20 protein-coding genes are annotated in these 24027 nt (G+C 64.8%); 13 read left to right on the top strand and 7 right to left on the bottom strand.

All coding sequences use genetic code 11. The features are described from left to right. Nucleotides 1-137: 137 nt before the first annotated feature. The 4 genes from BM190_RS02345 to ugpB form a co-directional block, all read right to left on the bottom strand. Nucleotides 138-1151: an ABC transporter permease gene (locus BM190_RS02345; protein ID WP_092251658.1), complete on the bottom strand. Its 1014-nt coding sequence runs from the start codon at nucleotides 1149-1151 to the stop codon at nucleotides 138-140. Nucleotides 1152-1357: 206 nt separating this feature from the next. Further along, nucleotides 1358-2980: an ABC transporter substrate-binding protein gene (locus tag BM190_RS02340; protein WP_092251657.1), complete on the bottom strand. Its 1623-nt coding sequence runs from the start codon at nucleotides 2978-2980 to the stop codon at nucleotides 1358-1360. A 351-nt stretch (nucleotides 2981-3331) separates the two neighbouring features. Next, a complete protein-coding gene (locus tag BM190_RS02335) occupies nucleotides 3332-4291 on the bottom strand; it encodes an aminoglycoside phosphotransferase family protein (protein WP_092251967.1) in 960 nt (319 codons plus the stop codon). 236 nt (nucleotides 4292-4527) lie between these two features. Continuing rightward, nucleotides 4528-5868 (bottom strand): sn-glycerol-3-phosphate ABC transporter substrate-binding protein UgpB, encoded by a 1341-nt coding sequence (ugpB, locus tag BM190_RS02330; protein WP_092251965.1) that lies wholly within the window; start codon nucleotides 5866-5868, stop codon nucleotides 4528-4530. A gap of 184 nt (nucleotides 5869-6052) precedes the next feature. Between ugpB and BM190_RS02325 the strand changes: the two genes are divergently transcribed. From BM190_RS02325 to BM190_RS02275, 11 genes are all read left to right on the top strand, one after another. Beyond that, the gene (locus BM190_RS02325) at nucleotides 6053-7048 is read left to right on the top strand and encodes a TRAP transporter substrate-binding protein (protein WP_092251963.1); all 996 of its coding nucleotides are present in this window, start codon (nucleotides 6053-6055) and stop codon (nucleotides 7046-7048) included. Between the two features lie 6 nt (nucleotides 7049-7054). Then, complete coding sequence (locus tag BM190_RS02320; RefSeq protein ID WP_210311080.1) at nucleotides 7055-9133, top strand: sensor histidine kinase; 2079 nt, start codon at nucleotides 7055-7057, stop codon at nucleotides 9131-9133. Next, nucleotides 9103-10848, top strand: coding sequence for an ATP-binding response regulator (locus tag BM190_RS02315; RefSeq protein ID WP_092251656.1), 1746 nt, complete (start codon nucleotides 9103-9105; stop codon nucleotides 10846-10848). Before BM190_RS02320 ends, BM190_RS02315 begins: the two co-directional genes overlap by 31 nt. Nucleotides 10849-10858: 10 nt before the next feature. Then, complete coding sequence (locus BM190_RS02310; RefSeq protein ID WP_018316843.1) at nucleotides 10859-11596, top strand: response regulator; 738 nt, start codon at nucleotides 10859-10861, stop codon at nucleotides 11594-11596. Nucleotides 11597-12029: 433 nt separating this feature from the next. Continuing rightward, the gene (locus BM190_RS02305) at nucleotides 12030-12641 is read left to right on the top strand and encodes a sigma-70 family RNA polymerase sigma factor (RefSeq protein ID WP_018316842.1); all 612 of its coding nucleotides are present in this window, start codon (nucleotides 12030-12032) and stop codon (nucleotides 12639-12641) included. Nucleotides 12642-13128: 487 nt separating this feature from the next. After that, nucleotides 13129-13827 (top strand): cytochrome c biogenesis CcdA family protein, encoded by a 699-nt coding sequence (locus tag BM190_RS02300; protein ID WP_092251655.1) that lies wholly within the window; start codon nucleotides 13129-13131, stop codon nucleotides 13825-13827. Between the two features lie 31 nt (nucleotides 13828-13858). Further along, entirely contained in the window at nucleotides 13859-14422 is a 564-nt protein-coding gene (locus BM190_RS02295; RefSeq protein WP_092251654.1) for a thioredoxin family protein, read from the top strand. A 109-nt stretch (nucleotides 14423-14531) separates the two neighbouring features. Continuing rightward, entirely contained in the window at nucleotides 14532-15509 is a 978-nt protein-coding gene (locus BM190_RS02290; protein WP_092251653.1) for a hypothetical protein, read from the top strand. A gap of 90 nt (nucleotides 15510-15599) precedes the next feature. Beyond that, nucleotides 15600-16574: a hypothetical protein gene (locus BM190_RS02285; RefSeq protein WP_177236860.1), complete on the top strand. Its 975-nt coding sequence runs from the start codon at nucleotides 15600-15602 to the stop codon at nucleotides 16572-16574. Between the two features lie 359 nt (nucleotides 16575-16933). Further along, complete coding sequence (locus BM190_RS02280; protein WP_092251651.1) at nucleotides 16934-17527, top strand: L,D-transpeptidase; 594 nt, start codon at nucleotides 16934-16936, stop codon at nucleotides 17525-17527. An 87-nt stretch (nucleotides 17528-17614) separates the two neighbouring features. Further along, nucleotides 17615-18652 (top strand): amino acid ABC transporter substrate-binding protein, encoded by a 1038-nt coding sequence (locus tag BM190_RS02275; RefSeq protein WP_092251959.1) that lies wholly within the window; start codon nucleotides 17615-17617, stop codon nucleotides 18650-18652. Between the two features lie 207 nt (nucleotides 18653-18859). Here BM190_RS02275 and BM190_RS02270 read toward each other — a convergent pair whose 3' ends face one another. Together BM190_RS02270 and BM190_RS02265 are read right to left on the bottom strand one after the other, a co-directional pair. Next, nucleotides 18860-19999: an acyl-CoA dehydrogenase family protein gene (locus BM190_RS02270; protein ID WP_092251650.1), complete on the bottom strand. Its 1140-nt coding sequence runs from the start codon at nucleotides 19997-19999 to the stop codon at nucleotides 18860-18862. A gap of 147 nt (nucleotides 20000-20146) precedes the next feature. Next, nucleotides 20147-21361 (bottom strand): acyl-CoA dehydrogenase family protein, encoded by a 1215-nt coding sequence (locus BM190_RS02265; RefSeq protein WP_092251649.1) that lies wholly within the window; start codon nucleotides 21359-21361, stop codon nucleotides 20147-20149. Between the two features lie 137 nt (nucleotides 21362-21498). Here BM190_RS02265 and BM190_RS02260 point away from each other — a divergent pair, with 137 nt between their 5' ends. Beyond that, nucleotides 21499-22044, top strand: coding sequence for a carboxymuconolactone decarboxylase family protein (locus tag BM190_RS02260; protein WP_092251958.1), 546 nt, complete (start codon nucleotides 21499-21501; stop codon nucleotides 22042-22044). 109 nt (nucleotides 22045-22153) lie between these two features. Next, nucleotides 22154-22648, top strand: a complete 495-nt coding sequence (locus BM190_RS02255) for a VOC family protein (RefSeq protein ID WP_092251648.1) — start codon at nucleotides 22154-22156, stop codon at nucleotides 22646-22648. A gap of 91 nt (nucleotides 22649-22739) precedes the next feature. Here the strand turns inward: BM190_RS02255 and BM190_RS02250 are convergent, their stop codons facing one another. After that, nucleotides 22740-23975 carry an MFS transporter gene (locus BM190_RS02250; protein ID WP_092251647.1) on the bottom strand — a complete coding sequence of 412 codons (1236 nt, stop codon included), beginning with the start codon at nucleotides 23973-23975 and terminating at the stop codon, nucleotides 22740-22742. Nucleotides 23976-24027 lie beyond the last annotated feature (52 nt).

Here is a 24027-nt window from a genome sequence, read left to right as displayed (position 1 = left end):
CGCCAAAGGCGCGGGTGAGGGCTCTCTCCTCTTGGGGGCTCTCGCCCGCGGAGACACCCCCCTCCCCAGCCCTCCCCCGCAAGCGGGAGAGGGAGCGGACCGCTCGCGTGGCTCGTATTGGGCGAGATCATGACGGTCTACCCTTCCAACCGCACGCGCGGATCGATCACGCCGTACAAGATGTCGATCACGAGGTTGAGCAGCACGTACATGACCGCCATGGTGAGCACAAAACCCTGCACCGGCGCGAAGTCCGACGAGATTAGCGCTTCCACCGCATAGGAGCCGATGCCCGGCCAGGCGAACACTTTTTCGACCAGCACGTTGGCGCCGAGCAGGAACGAGAACACCATGCTGAGCGTGGTGATGACGGGTAGCATCGCGTTGCGGAAGGCGTAGGTGACGATGACGGTCGACGGCGACAGGCCGCTGGCGCGCGCGGTGCGGACGAATTCGGATGCCAGCACCGCCAGCATCGAGGCGCGCGTCATGCGTGCGATCGGCGCCAGCGAGAAGATCGCAAGCGTGGTCGCGGGCAGGATGAGCTGGCTCAGCGCCGAGCGGAACGCTTCGAGATTGCGCGCGATCAGGGTGTCGATCAGGTAGAAGCCCGTCACCGTCGGCGGCGCGCTGGTGAACACGTCGAGACGCCCGAGCGGCGCCGGCGACCAGCCGAGCCGGAAATAGAAGACATAGACCAGCACGAGGCCAGTGAAGAACACCGGCAGCGAGACGCCGGCTGTCGTCGTGACGCGGCATAAATGATCGACCCACGATCCCGGCCGCGTCGCCGCGAGGACGCCGAGCGGAATTGCAATCACGACGGAGACGATGAGGCCGAGCAGCGTGAGTTCAGCCGAGGCCGGCAGGCGGTTGCGGATTTCGGCGGCGACCGGCTGTCCCGTCGTCAGCGAGTTGCCGAAATCGCCGTGGGCAAGATCGTTGGTGTAGCGGAAGAACTGCTCGATCAGCGGCTTGTCGAGACCGAGCTTCTTGCGGATCTGCTCGACGGCTTCCTTGGTCGCGGCGGGGCCGGCGAAATAAGCGGCGGGATCACCCGGCAACGCACGCGTCAGCAGGAAGGTGACGATGACCACGCCGATCAGCGAGGGAATCGCGAACATCAGACGCTTGCCGATCATGGTCAGCATGGGGTGCTCCTGATGTTGGAATGAGATGGCGCCGCGCACTCCGCTGCGCCCCCTCTCCCCTTGTGGGAGAGGGTTGGGGTGAGGGGTAGCCCCAAGCGAGGTCGGCGTTCGTGGCTACCCCTCACCCGTCTCGCCGCTACGCGGCGAGCCACCCTCTCCCACAAGGGGAGAGGGTAAGAGAGAGCCGTGCTCACCTCACCCACGCCTCACCCCTTCACCAACGCGCGGTAATCCAGCCGCCGGTGGAACCAATACTGATAACCGCTGATGTTCTTCTGCATCGCGACGTTGACGAAGGGCTGGTACAGCGGGATGCGCGGGATGTCGGTGTAGGCGAGATCGACGAAGCCCTTCACGTCCTTGTCGTAGGTCGCGGTATCGCCGGCCGCAGCGGCGGTGCGGGCGCCTTCGATCAGTCTGTCCATCTCCGCCGACTTGTAGCTCATGGTGTTGAAGACGGAATTGTTGCCGTGATAGCACCAGTAGAAGAAGTATTCGGGGTAATCGAGCCAGCCCGAGAACACGTTGGTGAAGAGCGGCATCTCCTTCTTGTTCAATTCGGTGCGCCAGTTGGCGCCGGGCACCTTGTTGATGGTGGTCTTGATCCCGATCTGCGCAAGGCTCTCCTGCACCAGCACGCAGAGCGGCTCGTTGACGCCGGCAAAATTGAGGTCGAACGAGATCGTGGTCTCGAAGCCGCCTGCGTAGCCGGCCTCGGTGAGCAGCGCCTTCGCCTTGTCCATGTCGGTGTTGTATTTGTGCGGCTGCGGCCAGGCGACTTCGGTGGCCTTGTCCGCAGGTGCGCCGAACATCGGGTTGGCGAGGCCGAACATCACCGCGTCCATGATCTTCTGATAGGGCAGCGCATAGGCCACGGCCTGGCGCACCTTCGGATTGTCGAAGGGCGGCTTGGTGACGTTCATGCCGATATACTGAATGCCGTTGGAGAACGGCAGCGACACCACGTTGAGCTTGCCGTTGGCCTTCATCTCCTGAAAGTCCTTGTTCGGCAGCTCGTAGGAGATGTCGGCGTCACCGCGCTCAAGCAGCGCGCGGCGGTTTCCGGCCTGCGGCACCATGCGCCAGATCACGCGCTTGATCTTCGGCAAGGGGCCGCCGACCCAATCCTCGTTGCGCTCCATGATGACTTCGGTGCCCGCGGTCCATTTCGTCACCTTGTAGGCGCCGGAGCCCGCGGTCTGCTGTTTTGTGAACTCGAGACCCCAGGGGTCCTTCTCGCTGGCGTTCTTCTTCACCAGCTCGGAGTTGACGATGCAGGGCACGATCACGGCGAGGTCGGGGATCGTGAGCTTGTCCTTTTTCAGGAAGTCGACACGCACGGTGTAGTCGTCGATCACGACGAACTGCTCCGGCTTGGTCAGCGAGCCCGCGCTCATCTGGAAGGTCGGGAAGCCGCCGACGCTGACGGCGCGGTCGAGCGACCATTTCACGTCCCTGGCGGTCACGGGCGCACCGTCGTGGAATTTGGCGTTCTTCTTCAGCTTGAAGGTGACCGACATGTCGTCGATCCTGAACTCCTCGGCGAGCTCGCCCTTGAACTTGTCGCGGTCGTAATAGGGCACGCCGCCCGGGCCGCTCTTCATCGCGTGGCTGATCAGGCGGTCGTAGCAATTCCAGGACACCTCATAGCCGGGCACGTTGGTGCCGACGCCGTGGATGTCGAGATTGTTGGGGCCGCCTTCCGAGACGATCAGCAGCGTCTCCGAACGGGCGTCGGCATAGGCTGAGGAGATCATCTGGGGCATCGCCGGAAGCGCCGCTCCGGCGGCCAATCCGGAAACGGACTTGAGGAAATCGCGGCGCTTCATGAAATCGCTCCAACACAACGTTTTTGGTTGGAACCGGATTCGCAAGGTTTGTGCCAGAGCTTAACGAGCAGTTACGATCAAGTTAATGAACTGACATCGCTTAGGAAATGTCGATTTTGGCGCGCCGCGGCCTTCGTCTCGATCTCCCGGAATTGCATACAAAGATACAGATTTGCCTATTTCATGAGCTTAACTTGATCCGCGCCCGCCCAATGAGCACAGCTGGCATTCCGGGACGATGCGCAGCATCGAGCCCGGAATCCGTCGGGGCGGCAGCACGCGCAGGACCATGGATTCCGGGCTCGCCGCTCTGCGGCGCCCCGGAATGATGGAGAGAGGTGGGGCCCGCGCTCACCCCGCCCAGATCAGCTCCTGCAGCTCGACCAGATCGTCCGCCTGCTCCTGCCAGCCCGCAATACAGATGTGGCTGTTGAGGTCGCTGGCGCGGTGCAGCAGCATCAGGGCCATCAGCCGGCGTTTGAGCGCGTAGTCGAGCTTCGCATAGCCGAAGCCTTCCAGCAGGCTCTTCACCCTCCCCGGCCGGCCCGCCGCCATGAACGCGCCGGGGCCGAGCAGGTCGTAATCGCGCCATCCCGCCAGCACGTCCCCGAAGTCGAACAGGCCTTTGAGCGACCACTGGCCGTCATCGCAGGCGAGCAGGAAGTTCTCCGGAATGTACTCGCCGACCAGAAAGACCGGCGGCGCATCCAGCGGGATGAGCTTTTCCGCATCGCACAGGAGATCATCGAGGCCGGCAAGAAATTTCGGCGCGAGGCCGAGACGCGTGTGCCGCGCCCTGCAGCCCTGCATCTGGGCACGCATGAAATCGTCCCAGCGCGGCTCGATCTCTGCAAGCGGCCCGAGCGGGGCGCGCTGGACGCTCGCAATGGTCTCGCCGATCTGGCGCAGCAGGCGTTCCTTCTGCGCTTCCGGCAACTGCGGCCACACCTCCGAGCCGAGCGTGCCTGATAGCCGCGTGATGACGAGATAGGGCCAGCCGTCGCGTATCCCTTCCGCGACGATCTCGGGGATCGGCAGATCGAGATGGCCTTTGAGCTGCATCAGCGAGCCGCGCTCGGAGACGAATTGTGCGTACAGCATCGGCGGGAAGATTTTGAGGATCGGCCCCTCGCCGAGGCCGACGACGAGGTTGGTGCCGGTCGCGAACACATGCGGCGCGCTGGTATCGAGACCGTGGCTGCGCGCAATGCCGAGTGCGATCGGAAGCCATTGCGAGGGCGCGGAGCGAAAGGCGCGGAAGCTTTCCTCGTCGGCGAAGGCCGGCAGTGTTTGCGATGGAGCGTTAGTCATCATCGTTACGAGCTTGATTGATTCGTCAGTGCGAGCCGAGGAGACGGTGCACCTCTCCCGCTTGCGGGGGAGGTCGACGCGAAGCGTCGGGTGGGGGCTCTCTCCCCGCGGGGACACTCTCTGCAGACGTCAGGCAATCCCAGCGTGGAGAGAGCCCTCTCCCCAACCCTCCCCCGCGAGCGGGGGAGGGAGCGCGCCTCCCGCGCGGCCACAGCGAAGCCCAATCGCAACATGCACTACCGTTCCGGGCTGGCGCGCTCGAACTGGCGCAGCAGCTTGTTGCCGCGCTCGACGGCGGAATCCAGGGCGGATTGCGCGCTCTTCTGGCCGGAAAAGGCCTGCTCCAGCTCGTCCTCGATCGCGCCGCGGATCAGGACGAAGGAGCCGAGCCGGATGCCCTTTGAATTCTCCGTCGGCGGGTTGAGCGTGATCTCCTCGAACGAGATCGACGAGCCCGGGTTGCGCTCGTAAAAGCCCTGCGCGCGCGTCAACTCGGAGGCGGCGCGGGTGATCGGCAGATAGCCCGTGTTCTGATGCCAGGCGGCCTGCACGCCGGGCTGTGACAGATAGGCGAAGAACCGCGCCACGCCCTTGTATTCCTCGCGCGGCCGGTCGCGCAGCACCCAGAGCGTGGCGCCGCCGATGATCGAGTTCTGCGGCGCGCCCTTCACGTCGGGCCAATACGGCATCATGCCGTAGCCGATCTCGAATTTCGAATTCGCCTTGATGTCGGCGCGCGTCGCCGAGGAGCCGATGAAGATGCCGCATTCGCCGCTCTGGAAGCGCGGCTCGGCCGCTTGGCCGCGGCCGCCATAGTCGAACAGTTTTGTCTTTTGCCATTCGGCGAGCTGGGCGATGTGTTTGACCACGACCGGATTGTTGATGGTCAGCTCGGCATCGAGCCCGGCAAAGCCGTTCCCGCGCGTCGCCAGCGGCAGATTGTGGAAGGCGGAAAAATTCTCGACATGGATCCAGGACGGCCATGATGTGGTGAAGCCGCAAGCAGCGCCGCGGTCGCGCAGGCGCTTTGCAGCGGCCCCCAATTCCGGCCAGGTCTTCGGCGGCGTCTCCGGATCGAGGCCCGCGTCGCGGAACATGGTCTTGTTGTAGTAGAGGATCGGCGTCGAGGAGTTGAACGGGAACGACAGCAGGTTGCCGGCCGCATCGGTGTAGTAGCCGGAGACGGCGGGCAAGTAGTCATTGAGCGAGAACGGCTCGCCCTGGTCCCGCATCAGGCTGAACACCGGATAGATCGCGCCCTTGGCGGCCGTCATGGTGGCGGTGGCGACCTCGTTGACCTGGACGATCGCGGGCTGGCTGCGCGAGCGGAAGGCGAAGATCGCCGCCGTCACCGTCTCGGTGTAGTTGCCCTTGTAAGCGGGCACGATGCGGTAATCGGACTGCGAGGCGTTGAAGTCCGAGGCGAGCTTTTCCAATTGCCGCCCAAGCTCGCCGGACATGGCGTGCCACCACGCGATGTCGGTGGCGGCGCGCGCGGGCGCGGCCAATGAGAGAGCCGCCAAGGCGGCGACGAGCTGCAAAAGGCGCAATGCTGGACTCACGATGGCGCTTCCCATGCCGCGCGACAAAGGCGGCTGCTCTGCTTAAGGCGCGGCATTTGCGGTTTCAACCGGGAATGAGCGCCGGCCGCGCCGCACAATTACACGGCCGCGCCGGGCGGGATGGCCTTCCCCCGACCATCTGCTAGATTGCATTGAACCTTTTGCCTCCGCCATAGACTCCACCACTGAGGGGTTGAGTGTGCCAGTGTTGAGCCGTGCCGAACTCTCGCGGACCGGAGTGATCGTCGTCGCGCTTCTGCTTGCCGTCTGTGCGACGGGTGCCGTCGCACGCGAATTTCGCGCCGCCGATACCCAGACCGAGGATTACCCGACCGTCCAGGCGCTGCGCTACATGGGCGCGCTGATCGCCGAGCGCAGCGGCGGCCGCCACGAGATCAAGGTGTTCCATTCCCGCCAGCTCGGCGAGGAAAAGGAGACCATCGAGCAGACCCGGGCCGGCGCGATCGACCTGAACCGGACCAATGTCGCGCTGATCGGCAACTTCGTTCCGGCGATGAACGTGCTCGCCATGCCGTTCCTGTTCCGGTCCATCGAGCACATGCAGAAGGTGCTGGACGGCCCGATCGGCGGCGAGATTCTGAACAGCTTCGAGCCCTATGGCTTCGTCGGGCTCGCCTTCTACGATTCCGGGGCGCGGTCGATCTACAACGGCGCCCGCCCGGTGAAGACCATCGCGGATCTCAAGGGATTGCGGATCCGGGTGCAGCAGTCGGAGTTGATGAGCCAGATGATCCGCTCGCTCGGCGCCGAGCCGGTCGAGATGCCCTATGGGCAGGTGCTCACCGGGCTCGCCAACCATCTGATCGACGGCGCCGAAAACAATTGGCCATCTTTCGTGACGACGGATCATTACACGCATGCCGGGCATTATACGCTCACCGAGCATACGATGAGCCCCGAAGTGCTGGTGATCTCGCTGAAGGCCTGGCAGAGCCTGTCGCCGGACGACCAGAAAATCTTCCGGGAGGCTGCGCAGCGCTCCAGCCGGTTCATGCGCGAGAAATGGCGCGACCTCGAGGAGCAGTCGCAGCGCAAGGCCCAGGAGGCCGGCGTCACCATCATCAGGGAGATCGACCGCAAGCCGTTCGAGGACGCGATGGCCCCGATCTACGCCAAGGCCGGGCGCGATCCCGCCGCGGTCGCGCTGATCGAACGTATTCGCAAGGTGGAGTGAGCCGCGTTGGCTGCACTTGGACATACCGAGCACCCAGACCGGCCGTCCGGCCCGATCGGACGGCTGCGCGCACGCCTGGTCGGCGTGCTGCGCGCGGTGCCGATCCGCTGGCGCATCCTGTCGATCGCCGCGCTGAACTCCGCCGTGGTGGTGGTGCTGGTGGGGATGATCTGGAACGGCGCGCAGGTGCTGGGCTCGGCCTGGGGCGACGTCCGCCAGGTGCGCGAGTCCGACCGGATCCTGGCGCTGCTCGAAAGCGAGACCGGACGCCTGCACAATCTGATCCACCGCTACATCAACCAGCCGAGCCCCGACCTGTTCGCCGAGATCCTGCTGCTGCGCGAGGCTGTGCTGGGCACGCTGACCAACCGCGCCGCGAAGGACCCGATGCTGTCGGGCTCGGTCGAGGAGCTGGAGCGCACCACCGACCGCTTCCTCAACGGTTTCGGCGAGCTGCGCAGCGTGCAGGCCACGATCGCCAAGACCTATGAGGACCAGGTGCAGGGCCCGGCCCGGGACATGGCCGGCCTCTATTCCATCATCGAAGGCGCCACCGGCCATCGCGACGCGCTGATCTGGCCCTCGCTCGGAAAATCCCGCGAGGCCTTCACCGCGATGCTGGTGGCGGCCAATTCCTATTATCTGTCGCTGTCAGCGGGCGCGGCCGACGACGCGCGCCGCAACACCGAGACGATCGAGAAGACCATCCCCGTGATGATCGATCTCGCCGACAACGATCTGCAGAAGATGGCCTTGCGAAGGCTCGGGGCCCGCACCGCCGCGCTGCGCGAGGGCTTTGCAAAGCTCTCCGAGCAGCTTGCCAGCCGCACCGAGCTGCTCCGCAACAGCATCGACGCCAGCCAGGCCGAGGCGATCGGCGCCATCGACGACCTCTCCACCAAGATGCGCAAGCGCGAGCAGAAGGCGCAGGAGACCTTCGACCGCACGCTGGCGGATATTTCTCGCCGCGTCCTTTCCATCGCGGTGATCTTCCTCGGCATCATCCTCACCGCCGGCGTGATGATCGCGCTGTCGATCCGGCTGCCGCTGCAACAGATCATGGCGGCGATGCGCGCGATCACGCTCGGCGATCTCGACCGCGAGGTGCAGGGCACCAAGGCCCGCGACGAGGTCGGGGCCATGGCGCGTGCGGTGGAGGTGTTCCGCGAGAACGCGATCGCGAAGCGCGAGACCGAGGACGAGCTGCGCGCGTCGAAGGAGAAGGCCGAGAGCGCGCTGCTCGAACTCAATACCGCGCAGCAGAATTTGATCGATGCCGAGCGGCTGGCAGCGCTCGGCGGCCTCGTCGCCGGCGTCGCGCATGAGGTCAACAACCCGATCGGCATCAGCCTCACCGTTGCCTCGAGCTTTGCCCGGCGCACCGAGATCTTCGAGGCCCAGCTCAAGGGCGACGGCGGCCTGCGCCGCTCGCAGCTGGAGGAGTTCGTGCAGTCCTCGCGCGACGCCTCGCAGCAGCTGGTCGCCAATCTGCAGCGCGCCGGCGAGCTGATCCAGTCGTTCAAGCAGGTCGCAGTCGACCGCTCCCATGCCGAGCGGCGGCAGTTCTCGCTCAGCGAGGCCACCGACCAGATCATCGCCAGCCTGCGCCCGGTGCTGAAGCGCTCGCCGATCACGCTGCAGGTCGACGTGCCGGAGGGGCTGCTGCTCGACGGCTATCCCGGCTCCTATGGCCAGATCCTGACCAACCTCTTCCTCAACGCCGCCAACCACGCCTTCGCCGACGGGCGTGCCGGCACGATCATCATCCAGGCGCGGCCGCGCGGGACCGAGGACGTCGAGCTTATCTTCACCGACGACGGGGCCGGCATGACCCCCGACGTGCAGCGCCAGGCCTTTGACCCTTTCTTTACCACCCGGCGCAATGAAGGCGGCACGGGACTCGGGCTTCATATCGTCTATAACCTCGTCACCCAGCAGCTCGGCGGGCGCATGATGCTGGAATCCAAGCTGGGACAAGGCACCACTTTTCGCATTATCATGCCGCGGGTCGCCAAGGGCGGCGCGCAAAGCACAGAAAGTGACGGGACTTCTCAATGGCCGAACAGGACGATGTCCTCCACCTGATCGACGATACCGGTACCGCGTCGGAGGATGCCAACGCCCGGAAATGGAAGATCGCCGTCATCGACGACGATCCGGCCGTGCATGACGGCACCCGTTTTGCGCTGTCCGACTACAGCCTCAACGGCCAGAGCCTGGAGATCCTGTCGGCCTATTCCGCGGCTGAAGGCCGCAAGCTGATGGCCGAGCACAGCGACATCGCCGCCGTGCTGCTCGACGTCATCATGGAGACCGACGTCGCCGGCCTCGAGCTGGTCGAGTTCATCCGCAACGAGATCCGGAACGAGACGGTGCGCATCATCCTGCGCACGGGACAGCCCGGCCAGGCGCCCGAGCGGCGCGTGATCGTGCAGTACGACATCAACGACTACAAGGCCAAGACCGAGCTGACCGCCGACAAGCTGTTCACCTCGCTGACCGCGGCGCTGCGCTCCTATCAGCAGCTCGAGCGCATGGTGCAGACAAGGCGCGGGCTCGAGATCATCATCGACGCGGCCTCGACGCTGTACGACTTCAAGTCGATGCAGCGGCTCGCCGAGGGCGTGCTGACCCAGCTCGCCTCGCTGCTCAACGTCGATTGCGCCGGTATACTGGTCTTGCGCGACAATGGCGGCATCGACCCCGAGCTCTCGGTGCTCGCCGGCAGCGGCTGCTACAGCCGCTTCATCGGCACCACGACATCGAAGGCGCTCGACCCCGAGCTGCGCGAGATGGTGGAGGCCGCGTTCCAGCGCCGCAAGAACGAATTCGCCGACCACCGCAGCGTGATCTATTTGCGCACCGGATCCGGCCGCGAGGTGGTGGTGCTGCTGCAGGCCGAGCGCGAATTGTCCGAGACCGATCGCTCGCTGGTCGAGATCTTCTCCTCAAGGCTCTCGATCGCCTTCGACAACGTCATCCTTTACCAGCAGCTGCAGGCCGCCAACACCCAGCTGGAGGACCGCGTCGCCCAGCGCACCCGCGCGCTGATGCAGGCCAACCGCCGCCTCTCCGCGCAATGGCTGCGGCTGCAGCGCGCCAACGGCTTCAAGAACGAGATTTTGGGCACGGTCGCGCACGATCTGAAAAATCCGCTCGGCGTCATCCTGGGCCGCACCGAGATGCTGAAGGAGCTGATCTCGACCGGCGCCTCGGAAAACGGCGTGGTCGCCCAGGTCGACCACATCCGCGACGCCACCAAGCGCCTGACCACGATGGTCGACCATCTGATCTCGGATGCGATGGCTGACGCCTTCGACATCACCATCCGCCGCGAGCCGGTCGACGTCGCCGCCCTGGTCAAGGAGGTCGCCGAGGCCAACCAGCCGCTCGCCGTCAACAAGCAGCAGGCGATCAGCGTCGCCGCGCCGGCCAACATCGTCACCATGTGCGACACCGACCGCATCCGCGAAGCCATCGACAATCTCATCAGCAACGCCATCAAATACTCGCCAATCGGCGGCAGGATCGACGTGGTCGTCAGCCACGAGGGCAGCGACACCGTCGTCCGCGTCAGCGACGAGGGCGCCGGCCTGTCGCCGGAAGATCTCGGCCGCCTGTTCGGCCGGTTCCAGCGGCTGTCGGCCAAGCCGACCGCAGGCGAGAGCTCGACGGGGCTTGGGCTCTCCATCGTCAAGCGTATTGTCGACATGCATGGCGGCGAGGTGACCGCCGACAGCGAAGGGCCCGGCAAAGGCTCGACCTTCACCATCACCCTCCCCGCGACCGAAATGCCGTGATCTCAAGACCATGACCCAAAGCCAGCACATCATGATCGTCGACGATGAAGCCCCGGCCCGGGAGATGGTCGGCGATTATCTCAAGATGCACGGCTTCACCGTGACGCTGTGCGACGGCGGCAAGTCCTTGCGCGCCGCGATCCAGGGCAGCATGCCTGATCTCGTCGTGCTCGACCTCAACATGCCCGAGGAAGACGGTCTCTCGATCATCCGCGACCTCAAGAGCCGCATCAACGTGCCCGTCATCATGCTGACGGCAACCGCGAGCCCGATCGACCGCGTGGTGGGGCTCGAGCTCGGCGCCGACGATTACGTAGCCAAGCCCTGCGAGCTGCGCGAGCTGATGGCGCGCATCCGCTCGGTGCTGCGGCGGAGCGGGCCGGCCAAGGCCGCCGCGCCTGATGCGGCGGCGGCGAAATCCGACAAGGAGCAGCTGGTACGGTTCGGGACAAAGTGGCTCGACCTCGAAGCCCAGGCCTTGCGCGACGACGAGGGCAACGAGCATCCGCTGACCGCCTCCGAGTTCGGATTGCTGAAAGTGTTCGCGGCCAATCCGAAGCGCGTGCTATCGCGCGAGCGCCTGCTGGAATTGGCCAACGCGCGCGACGCCGAAGCCTTCGACCGCGCCGTTGATCTCCGCATCATGCGCATCCGCCGCAAGATCGAGCCCGATCCGGCAAAACCCGCCGTGATCCGCACCATCCGCGGCGGCGGCTATCTGTTCTCGCCGGCGGGCGAGAAGGCGTAAGTCGCGCGGGCGGCAGCCGCGGTGCCGTAGGGTGGGCAAAGCGAAGCGTGCCCACGCGTCTGTCGCCATATCGGAAAGATCGTGGGCACGGCGCGCAAACGCGCGCCTTTGCCCACCCTACGAGATCACCGTCCCGGCTGCCTGTGCCGGCCCCGGGACGACGGCAGTGGGTCTGGCGCGACCGAACGCAAGTCACCGAGATTCGTTCCGTGGCGCCTCCGTCCGGCTCAAAACCCTACCCCCGTATTTTCCGTACATTGAAATTCCACGCTTTTTCGTCCCGAATGTTTCGTCATCCCTTCTCCGACGAAACAATTTGGCGGCGCACGAAACCATTTTCCGCTTTTCGTGCAGACGTCCCGAAACGTTGGCTCATTAACACTTTGGTCCAAGGAAACGCCGCTCGGTCGCGGCGCTACGGGGAGCCAAGTCAATGCGGAACGTCATCGCCATCAACGCCCAGGCCAGCCAGAGCATCATCGCCGCTCAGGCGACTTCGGACGACATGCTTCTCGAAAGCATTGCCGACGGCAACCGGACGTCGATGCACATCCTTTATTGCCGGCACAGCGTGCGGGTGTACCGCTTCATCCTGCGCATCGTGCGTGACGCCACCGCGGCGGAAGACCTCGTCAGCCAGGTGTTCCTGGACGTGTGGCGGACCGCCGGCCAATTCCAAGGCCGCTCGCAGGTTTCGACCTGGCTGCTCTCGATCGCCCGCTTCAAGGCGCTGACCGCGATGCGCCAGCGCCGCTTCGAGGACATCGACCAGGAAGACGTGCGCCAGATCCCCGACGATTCCGACACGCCGGAGACCTCGCTCGACCGCAGCGACACCAGCGCCATCCTGCGCGCCTGCGTGCAGAAGCTGTCGCCCGCGCATCGCGAGATCATCACCCTCGTCTACTACCACGAGAAGTCGGTGGAGGAGGTCGGGCAGATCATCGGCATCCCCCAGAGCACCGTGAAGACGCGGATGTTCTACGCCCGCAAGCAGCTGGCCGAATTGCTTAAGGGCTGCGGCGTCGAGCGCTTCGCCGCCTAAGCTAAATGAATTCAAAGGGATAGGGCCGCCGATCTGGCCCCTCTCCCGGGACACGGAAGTGTTACCGCCGACGAAACAATTGAAACAAAGCACAACATCAGGCGGAAAAATTTCCCTCCTATAAAGCTCACATACGGTTTTGCTTAAACCTCCCAAGGACCTCTACGACCCGGACGGGATGCCCCCCTCCGGGTCGTTTTGTGTTTGGGCTTGAAGTGGCAGCCGCGGGCTCCGGCCTCTCCCGCCTGCGGGAGAGGCCGACGCGCCCCGGGCGATGCGAAGCGTCCCGCGCGCGGCGGGTGAGGGTTCTTTCCTCTGGGGGGATGTCCCGTCGCGGAGAGACCCCCACCCCAGCCCTCCCCCGCAAGCGGGAGAGGGAGCGCATCGGCCGTGCGATTGGCAGCTCCCCGTCACGAAGCCGTGACGCTCCGTAACGACCGCTCCATGCCGCCCGAACCATCCTCGTGACCTCCTTCACGAGTGCCCCATGCTCGAACTTGTCTTCGCCGTCCTTGCCGGCATCCTCACCATCGCCGCGCCCTGCACGCTGCCGATGCTGCCGATCCTGCTTGGCGCCTCGATCGGGCGCGCGGGGCACTTACGTCCCCTCATGATCGCGCTCGGCTTCGTCGTTTCCTTCTCGGCGGTCGCGCTGCTGCTCGGCGCGCTGACGCGGCTGTTCGATTTCGATCCCAATGTGCTGCGCGAGGCCGCGTCGGTCCTGCTGATCGGTTTCGGCCTGTTGATGCTGTGGCCGGCGCCGTTCGAATGGCTGTCGAGCCGGCTCAATGGCTGGCTCGATCTCGGCAACACCGGCGCTACCCAGCGCGAGGGTGCGCTCGGCGGGCTCATCCTCGGCACCACACTGGGCCTGGTGTGGACGCCCTGTGCCGGCCCGGTGCTCGGCTCGATCCTGACGCTGGTTGCGACCTCCAAGAACCTCAGCTGGGCCGGCACGCTGCTGATCGCCTATGCGATCGGCGCCGCGATCCCGATGCTTGGGATCGCCTATGGCGGGCAGGCCGCGACCACGCGGGTGCGCAGCCTGGCGCGGATCTCGCCGCGGCTGCAGCAGGGCTTTGGCATCGTCGTGATCGGCTTCGCGGTCGCCGCCTATTTCCAATACGACACGCTGATCGTGGCGTGGCTCACCGGCTTCTATCCCACCGGCCAGATCGGCCTGTGATCATCCCTCATCTTCACCGGAGGACGCTTCCATGACTTTCAAGCTGCTCGCCGTCTCGGCCGCCCTGATCGGCTTCACCGTTACCGGCGCTGTCATCCCCGGCATCTGCGAGGAGGCCGCGCGCGCCGCGCCAATCGTCACCGCCGCCGCAGGCCAGCAGACCGCGCCCGACTTCGCCGGCATCAACAATTGGTTCAACTCGAAACCACTGAGCATGGCCGACCTCCGCGGCAAGGTCGTGCTGGTCGACTTCTGGACCTATGGCTGCGTCAACTGCGTCAACACGCTGCCGCACGTCACCGAACTCTACGCCAAATACAGGGACAAGGGCCTGGTCGTGGTCGGCGTGCACACGCCGGAATTCCCGTTCGAGCGCTCGGCCTCGAACGTGCAGGCCGCGCTGAAGCGCCACGGCATCACCTATCCGGTGGCGCAGGATAACGATTCGAAGACCTGGAACGCCTACCGCAACCAATATTGGCCGGCGCAATACATCATCGACCAGCACGGCAAGATCGTGTTCCAGCACGCCGGCGAAGGCCGCTACGACGAGATCGACCGCACCGTGGCGAAGCTGCTCAACGCCAGCAGCTGAGCACGACGGCCAATCCTGAGGTTGCGGCAGGGACCAGACACTCTTCTTGCTTGACTCCCCCGGGCCGTTCGCGGAGCTTCCGCCGCGACGGGGGAGTTTGACGCACGCAATGACCGACGTAACGACCGGAAGCGAAGTTCGTCTCCGCAAGAATACATCTTCCGAAGGTCGCCTTGTTGGGGCTGGCTTGGCGGCCTTCGTATTGTTTATTTCTGTTTGCAACCTCGCGACCTGGAACGGATACGCAGAAATCGTTGCAGCGTTGGTCGGCCTGGTGATCGGCGTTGCGACGCTCTACGAAGCAGCCTTCGGCGCCGATGAGCTTTGGACCATCGCCCTAGACATGATCGTCGTCGAAAAGACGCGACCATTCGGCCAGCCTAACACCCGATTCATCCGGAGAGAGGAGATATCTGGAATTCGGATCAATCGCGACAAGGCCGACCCAACGTGCTTCCGCCTCGCTTTGCAGCTGACGTCAGGTGAGCGCCTGATCTCGCCGCAGCTTCCGGAGGTCACGCACGTCCGTGAGACCACAGCGCGGATCGCCGAACAGCTAAGCTTCGTCGATATCGACCCTCCGGTGAACCCGCTTGACGCCACCAATTTGGAGATGCGGATCGGCGAACCTGTCCGAAAGGCCGCCGGCACGGAGCGGCGAATCGTCGCCCTGATCATCGCGGGCCTCTGCGCCATTCGCTATGCGTACAGATTCTGGAACGGCGCGCCTCTCACGACTGCCGAAATCATATTCGGGGTGGCCGTCGCCGTCATTGCCCTCCTCTCTTTTCGATATGCGCACACGTCCGCCGGCGCATTCTGGATTGTCGACCACGGCGAACTGCGCGTCGAACGGCTGACACGTGACGGCAAGCCAATTGTTGATACGATCACAGGCAGCGACGTTGCTACGATTGGGCTGGCGCCCGACAGCAGGGCCGAGGGGGAGCTCTACGTCGTCAGGATCGACCTTTTGAGTGGGCAGAAGTTCCTCAGCCAGAGCATCGGAACGAAGGAAGAGACGCAGGCGGTGAGCGACGAGATTGCCCGACGGCTGGGGATCGCTCCTGAAGGGGTGTGCCGCTGAGTCACATGACCGGCGCGAGTCTCGCCCTTGTTGCTTGACTCCACGGACCCGTCCGTGGAGTTTCCAACGCGACGGAATCAGCCGCCCGCGATGGACGATACAACGACCGCTCCCGACATCCGCCTTCGTGAAGGCTCTTCGATCGCGCAGCGGCTGGTGATGTCCGCTTTTGCGGCGGCCGTTGCGCTGTGCTTCACGCCCGGCCTGTTCACGCGCGACACGCTGGAGATCATCATCTCGGTGGTCGCGCTGCTGGTGGGAGCCGGGTTCGTCGTCGGCATCATGATGGCGCCGGCAGTGGTGTGGATCATCACGCCTGGCGAGATCCTGATCGGGCGGCAAAGTCCGTTCGGCAAGCTGCGCACGCGGATCGTCGCGAAAGACGACATCACGGCGTTGCAGGTTCCCGGCAGCAAGCGGGTGAAGGCCCGCTTTCAGCTCGTCTTCACGCTGAGTTCGGGAGAGCGCCTGACGTCCCCGCCGATCTCCGACGTCACCCATGTTCGCGATACCGTGGCCCGGATCGCGACGCAGTTCGAGGTTCCCAATGTCGAGGAGCCCGTCAACCCGCTCGATGCCAGCAATCCCGAGATGCATCTCGGCGAGCCGCTCGAGGCATTTTCCGCGCGGGACATCCGCATCGTGTCCCTGATCGCCGTCGCATTGTCCGCCCTGCCCTATGCCTACAAGCTGTGGCGCGGGTGGCCGCCCACCCATGTCGATATCCTGCTGCTTCCGCTTGGCGTGATCGCGGCGTTCGCCGTGCATCGCTATGCCAACCTCGTCACCGGCGCGTTCTGGATCATTCGCGAGGACGACATCCGCGTCGAACGCCTGTGGGGCGACGGCACGCCGCGCGCCGACCAGATCGAGGGGCGCGACGTGAAGACGATCACCGTCGAGCGCCGCGGCCGGTCCGAGGACGAGCACTGCATCGTCACGATCCGGTTGCACTCGGGGCGAAGGTTTCGCAGCCCCCGCATCGGCTCGCGGGTGGAGGCGCGCGCGGTGGGGACGGAGATCGTGCGGCGGCTCGGGATCGCGGCGGAGAGCAACAAGATCTGACATCGATGCCTGTTGGCTCAGGTGATCTAGCTGCGGGCTCGCTGCAACCTCTCCCGCTTGCGGGGGAGGTCGGCGCGTAGCGCCGGGTGGGGGCTCTCTCCTCTGGGGGAGTCTCCCTAGAGGAGACACCCTCTCCCCAACCCTCCCCCGCAAGCGGGGGAGGGAGCGCACCCCCGCCCAGCCGCAGCATCCTAGGCTTTTCGCGCCATCCCCTGTTTGTGGCATTGCCGGGCGGGCGTCAAAAAACCAAAGCATTCTCGTGACATATCAGGGTGGCGCGCCATCAACTTGCCATGAACATGCCCCTCAGGTTTGATGGTTCCGAATGATTTGCGCCGTGGCAGTGGGGAGAGCTTGAAATGACGGATTTTCGTCGCCTGACCGGGATGTTCGTGGCCGCGATCGGCCTGATCCTGTCCGCACCGCCGGCCATCGCGCAGCAGCCCGACCGCGGCGACGAGCCGGGCCTGGTCGCCGACGACGGCTACCAGCTCGAGCCGGAATGGCAGAAGCAGGTCGTCTACTTCCGCACCACCGAGGCACCGGGCACCATCATCGTCTCGACCGCCGAACGGCACCTCTATCTGGTGCAGCCGGGCGGGCGTGCGATCCGCTACGGCATCGGCGTCGGCCGCGACGGCTTCCAGTGGCAAGGCCTCGTGACCATCACCAACAAGAAGGAATGGCCGGACTGGACGCCGCCGCCGGAAATGATCCAGCGCCAGCCCTATCTGCCGCGCTTCATGGCCGGCGGCCCCGGCAATCCGCTCGGGGCCCGCGCCATGTATCTCGGCACCACGGTCTATCGCATCCACGGCACCAACCGCCCCGACACGATCGGCACCAAGGTGTCCTCGGGCTGTTTCCGTCTCGTCAACAACGACGTCGCCGATCTCTATGAGCGCGTCCCCGTCGGCACCAAAGTGGTGATCCGGCAGAAGCCCGAGCTCTGAGGTTTTTGATCCGGGCATGGTCCTCCGGACCATGCTCGTCGCCTTCCCTCCTGATTCCTTTTCCCGATTTTTCGAGAGAGCAACATGATGCGCACTTTTCGAGGCGGCCTGCTGATCGGGCTCGCGGTCGCCGTGCTGGTCGCCGTTCTGGCCATCATCTATGAATTCTACGACACCCGTACGCTGAAGCGCACCGTGCGCCGCGGCGAGGTGCTGTGCGGCGTCAACAAGGGCCTGCCGGGCTTCTCGTACTCCGAGGACAACAAGAACTGGACCGGCTTCGACGTGGATTTCTGCCGCGCGGTGGCCGCGGCGATCTTCAACGACCCGGGCAAGGCGAAGTTCATCCCGCTCGATGCCGGCGAGCGCTTCAAGGAATTGCAGAGCCGGAAGGTGGACATCCTCTCGCGCAACTCGACCTGGAGCATGGCGCGCGAGCTCGACTACGACCTCTATTTCCCCGCGGTCGCCTATTACGACGGCGCGGGCTTCATGCTGCCGCGTTCGCGCAACAAGGAGACCTCGCTGGACCTGACCGGCAGCAAGGTCTGCGTCCAGGCCGGCACCACGACGGCACTCAACGTCACCGATTACTTCCGTGCCAACAACATGAAGTATGACGAGGTGAAGTTCGACAAGCTCGACGAGGTCGTGAAGGCCTACGACACCGGCAAGTGCGACACCCTCTCCGCCGACGTTTCCCAGCTCTACGCGCTGCGGATCAACCTGGCGAAGCCCGGCGACCACATGATCCTGCCGGACATGATCTCCAAGGAGCCGCTCGCCCCCGTGGTGCGCCAGCGCGACGACGACTGGATGATGATCGTGAAGTGGACGCTCTATGCGATGATCAACGCCGAAGAGCTCGGCGTCACCTCGGAGAACATCGACGAGGCCCTGAAGTCGAAGAAGCCGGAAGTGATGCGCCTCGTCGGCACCGAAGGCAATTACGGCGAGCAGCTCGGCCTCACCAAGGACTGGGCCGTCCGCATCATCCGCCACGTCGGCAATTACGGCGAGATGTACGAGCGCAACATCGGCGAGAAGTCGAAGCTGAAGATCCCGCGCGGCATGAACCAGCTGTGGAACGCGGGTGGCGTGCAGTACGCGCCGCCGATGAGGTAAGGAAGAGGCAGCTCTCTCCGCTGTCGTCCCGGCGAACGCCGGGACCCGTACCGCGCTGATCTATCGATAAGCACAGGTAACAGTACCGCGGAAAGACTCTTTAAACTCCGAGCCTTCGTCAAAGTACTTCCTGGGGTTATGGGTCCCGGCGTTCGCCGGGACGACAGCGAGGGGTGAGGCGCGCGCTCGCGTCTCACGTCTATCGCCTCAATACCCCCGCGCCCGCGCCAGCTGCTCGGTGTGGTAATTGGCGTCGCCGAACAATTCCTCGCACACCCGCGCGCGCTTCATGAAGAAGCCGATGTCGAACTGGTCGGTCATGCCCATGCCGCCATGCATCTGCACGCCTTCCTGCACTGCGCGGGTGGCGGTGGTGCCGGCGCGCGCCTTTGCCACGGCGACGGCTGAGGCGGCCTTCGCGACATCGCCGTCCAGCGCCTGCAGTGCCTTCATGGTGGCGGCGCGGGTGATCTCGATGTCGACATAGAGCTCGGCGGCGCGATGCTGCAGCGCCTGGAATTCGCCGATCAGCTTGCCGAACTGCTTTCTGTTTTTGAGGTACTCGACAGTGCGGTTGAAGACTTCTTCGCTGAGGCCGACCATTTCGGCGGCGACCGCGCCACGGCCGATGTCGAGCACGCCGTCGAGCAGCGCGGCGCCCTGATCGATCTCGCCGAGCACGCTGTCGGCATTGACCTCGACATTGGTGAGCTCGATCCGCGCCGCGTTGTGCGAATCGACCATGATGGTGCGCTCGATCACAACGCCTTTGGCTTTGGGGTTGACCAGGAACAGCGTCAGGCCTTCGCGCTCGCCGGCGGAACCGGCAGTGCGCGCTGCCATGATAAGCAAATCAGCAACATGGCCATCGACGACCAGCGCCTTGGCGCCGGAGAGTTTGAAGCCGTTGCCGGCGCGCACGGCCTGCAGACTGGTCTGCAGCGGGCGATGCTTGGGGCCTTCGTCGATCGCCAGTGTCGCAAGCAGCGAGCCGCTCGCGATCTTCGGCAGATATTCCGACTTCTGCGCAGCATTGCCGCCGCGGTTCAGCGCCGAGGCCGCGACCACTGAGGTGGCGAGAAACGGCGACGGCATCAAGGTGCGGCCGATCTCCTCCATCACGACACCGGCCTCGACATAGCCGAGCCCGCTGCCGCCGAACTCTTCCGGCACCAAAAGGCCGGCGAAGCCCATTTCGGCGAAGGAATGCCAAAACTCCTTGGAGAAGCCGGTGGGGTCTTTGCTGTCGCGCAAATGGCGCAGGTGCGACACCGGCGCCTTGTCGCTGATCAGCCCGCGCGCGCTATCGCGGAGCATTGATTGTTCTTCGGTGAGGACGAGGGCCATGGTGTGTTTCCGATTCGAAATCTATTTGGTTCGTCATTCCGGGATGACCCGAAGGGCCAGGCCCGGAATCCATAACCACGATCGGGAGTATGGATTCCGGGCTCGCGCCGCGCGCGCCCGGGATGACGGGTGGTGAGAACTTGCGCCCTACGCCCCCGGCAAATCCAGGATGCGCTTGGCGACGATGCCGAGCATCACCTCGGTGGTGCCGCCCTCGATCGAGTTGGCCTTGGTGCGCAGCCAGGCGCGCGGGCGGGCGCCCTGCTTGGAGCGCTCGCTCTCCCATTCCAGCGCATCGACGCCGCCGGCCGACATCAGGATCTCGTAGCGGCGCTTGTTGAGCTCGGTGCCGTAATATTTCATCGCCGAGGAGAACGCCGGATGCGCCTGTCCCGCCTTGGCGAGATCGACCGCGCGCTCGGCGCAGGCCGCAAGTGCGGCTTCATCGACGTCGAAGCTGGCGATCTTGCCGCGCAGCATGGAATCATCGAGCCGCCCCTGCGCATCGGTGCCGACGGAATCGGCCGCGATCTGGCCGAGCGGACGGCCGACGCCGCGCTCGCCCATGCCGGAGATCATCGCGCGCTCGTGCTGCAGCAGATATTTCGCAACGTCCCAGCCGCGGTTGACGGTGCCGACCACATGCGATTTCGGCACGCGGACGCCATCGAAGAAGGTCTCACAGAACGGCGAATAGCCGGAGATCAAGAGGATCGGCTTGGTCGTCACGCCCTTCGAGGTCATGTCGAACAGGATGAAGCTGATGCCGTCATGTTTCTTCGCGGCGGGATCGGTGCGGACGAGGCAGAAGATCCAGTCGGCGTAATTGGCGTAGGAGGTCCAGATCTTCGAACCCGTGATGACGAAATCGTCGCCATCGCTCTCGGCGCGGGTCTGCAGTGAAGCAAGATCGGAGCCGGCGTTCGGCTCGGAATAGCCCTGACACCAGCGGATCTCGCCGGCGGCGATCTTGGGCAGATGCTCCTTCTTCTGGGCCTCATTGCCGTATTTGAGCAGCGCCGGCCCGAGCATCCAGATGCCGAAGCTCGACAGCGGCGGGCGCGCGCCGATCCGCGCCATCTCGGCGCGCAGCACCTTGTGCTCGGCAGCGCTGAGGCCACCACCGCCATATTCCCTAGGCCAATCCGGCACGGTCCAGCCCTTGTCGCGCATGCGCTCGAACCAGATGCGCTGCGGCTCGGACGAGAACTTTGCGTTACGTCCGCCCCAGAACACGTCGGCATCCGACGTTGCGGGCCTGCGCATCTCCGGCGGGCAATTGGCTTCCAGCCAGGCGCGCGTCTCGTTGCGGAATGATTCGAGATCGGCGGTCTCAGATTCGCTGGTTTTGAAGTCAGTCATTGGTCGTTTCCATCAATCAATCGACTTGTTGGGCGCGACTCTGGGCCAAGCTCCCGCGGAATTCAACCACTTCCGCGAGCCCGCATTCCGCTATAGTCGCGACCAAGACGGTGCTTGAAAACAAAGAGGAAACGACGATGCGCCTGAAACTTCTTTCGCCTGGCGAAATGAACGAGAGCCAGCGGCAGACCTACGACGAGTCGATCGCCGGCAAGCGCGGCAAGCCGCCGGCGCCGATGATGGCCTGGCTCAACAGCCCCGACATGGCCCGTCACGCCACGCGGCTCGGCGAGGTGCTGCGTTACGATACCATCTTCCCGGCAAAGCTCTCGGAGATCGCGATCCTGGTGACGGCGCGGCACTGGACCGCGCATTACGAATGGTACGCGCATAAGCGGCTGGCACTGGCGGGCGGCATGAAGCCTGAGATCATCAACGCGATCCGCGATCGCCGCACGCCCGAGTTCGACGATCCCAAGGGCAAAATGATCTACGACGTGGCGAAATCGTTGCACGAGGGCCACGGCGTCGAGAAGGGTCTGTATGATGAGGCGGTGAAGCTTCTCGGTGAGCGCGGCGTGGTCGAGGTGATCGGACTGTGCGGCTACTACACGCTGGTGTCGATGACGCTGAACACGTTCGAGTTCGAGCTACCCGAGGGTGAGGTGCCGGAACTGGCTTAGTTTCTGCTTCCGATGCGCAATTGCGCATCAGGAAACGCTGGGTTTCGGGATCGGCCGTAGCACAGCCCCGGAGCCCGCCCTATGTGCATGCTTTCAACGGAGCATTCCCATGTCGCAAAGCCCAGCCGTCGCCGCCGGCACCAGGATCGGCCACGTTCACCTCAAGGTCGCCGATCTCGATCGCGCGCTCGGCTTCTATTGCGGCGTGCTCGGCTTCGAGCTGATGCAGCGGATGGGCTCGGGCGCCGCCTTCATCTCGGCCGGCGGCTATCATCACCACATCGGGCTCAACACCTGGGAAAGCAAGGGCGGCTCGCCGCCGCCGCCGGGTACCACCGGGCTCTATCACACCGCGATCCTCTATCCGACGCGCGCAGCTCTCGCCGATGCGCTGCACCGCGTGCGCTCGGCCGGCATTGCGCTGGATGGCGCCAGCGACCACGGCGTCAGCGAGGCGCTGTATTTGCGCGATCCCGACGAGAATGGTGTCGAGCTGTACTGGGACAAGCCGAGGGAGCAATGGCCGTTCGAGCCGGATGGCAAGCTCGCGATGTTCACCAAACGGCTGGATGTGGAGGGACTGCTGAGGGACCGGCAAGGATAGTCTCGTAGGGTGGGCAAAGCGAAGCGTGCCCACGAAACCCTGCTGACTCATCGAAAAATCGTGGGCACGGCGCTTTGCGCCTTTGCCCACCCTACGGGAGCTTCGTCCGCGGCGTCCCGCGCACCATGATCAGCGCGGCGGCCGCCACTTCCAGCGCGATGCAGAGATAGAACGGCAACGCGTATCCGCCGGACCAATCGCGCAAGGCCCCGACGACACCGGGGCCGAAAGCATACGTCACCTGGTTGATCGCGGTGTTGAGGCTGATCAGAACGCCGAACGAGGCCGAATCGAACTCCCGCTGCACGATCAGCGACGGCAGGGTGATGAGGTTGCCGACGGAGAAGCCGAACACCGCGCAGGCCGCGATCAGCACGTAATCGCTGTGCAGATTGATGACGACCAGAAGCGCCGCGGCCTGGCTGAGGAACGACAGCGCGGAGGCCAGCCGCTGGTTGAGACGATCGATCACCAGCGAGAACAGCACGCGGCCGACCACCGCCATCGCGGTCAGCACCGCGACGGCGACCGCGGCGCGCTCGCGGCCGATCACGGGATCGAGGAACGAGATCAGATGCACGATGAAGCCGACCTGCGCGAACAGCACCAGCGCAAACGCAATCGTCACCGTGAGGAAGCCGACGTCGCGCAGCGCCCATGCGCGAATCTGCGTCGATGATTGCGGCTTCGCCTTCGCCGCCGCGTGCCAGCCATGGTGATCGGGCGGCCGGCCGACGAGAACAAGGATCACCGGCAGCAGCAGCACCAGCATGGCGCCGGCGGCAGCGTACATCGCGCTGGCGAAGCCGACATGGCCGATCAGGGTCACCAGCAGCGGCACGCCGACGATGCCGCCGAAGCTGGCGCCATTGAGCGCCAGGCTGATCGCCATGCCGCGCTTGTGGTCGAACCACAGGCTGATCGTGTTGGTGATCATGGCGAGACTGGTGCCGGCCCAGCCGAAGGCGAGCACGGCGTTGGCGAGATAAAGCTGCCAGGGCTCGCGCACCGCGCCGATCGCGACGCTAGCTGCCGCCATCGCCAGCGTGCCGGCGATCAGGCAGAGGCGCGGGCCGTATCTCCTGACGGCTTCGCCGACGAACACGACGAGCAGCGCGCCGAACAGATAGAAGAACGTGGTGCCTGACGAGATCAGCGTGGTCGGCCAGCCCCGCGCGCGCTGCAGCTCGGCGACATAGACGCTCTGGCCGTAGAAGCCGAGCCCCCAGCCGAAGGTCGCGAGCAGGAAGCAGACCGCGACGATGCGCCAGCCTTCGTAGCGAAGGGAGGATTCGTCCAGCGCTGGGGTCTGAGGATTGTCGAGCATCGCCGCTTACTCCGTCATGCCCGGGCATCCACGTTGTTCGATCCGAGCACCT

It is taken from the genome of Bradyrhizobium sp. Rc3b (assembly GCF_900114915.1).
GTDB lineage: Bacteria > Pseudomonadota > Alphaproteobacteria > Rhizobiales > Xanthobacteraceae > Bradyrhizobium.
This window is presented reverse-complemented; position numbering and strand designations above follow the sequence as displayed.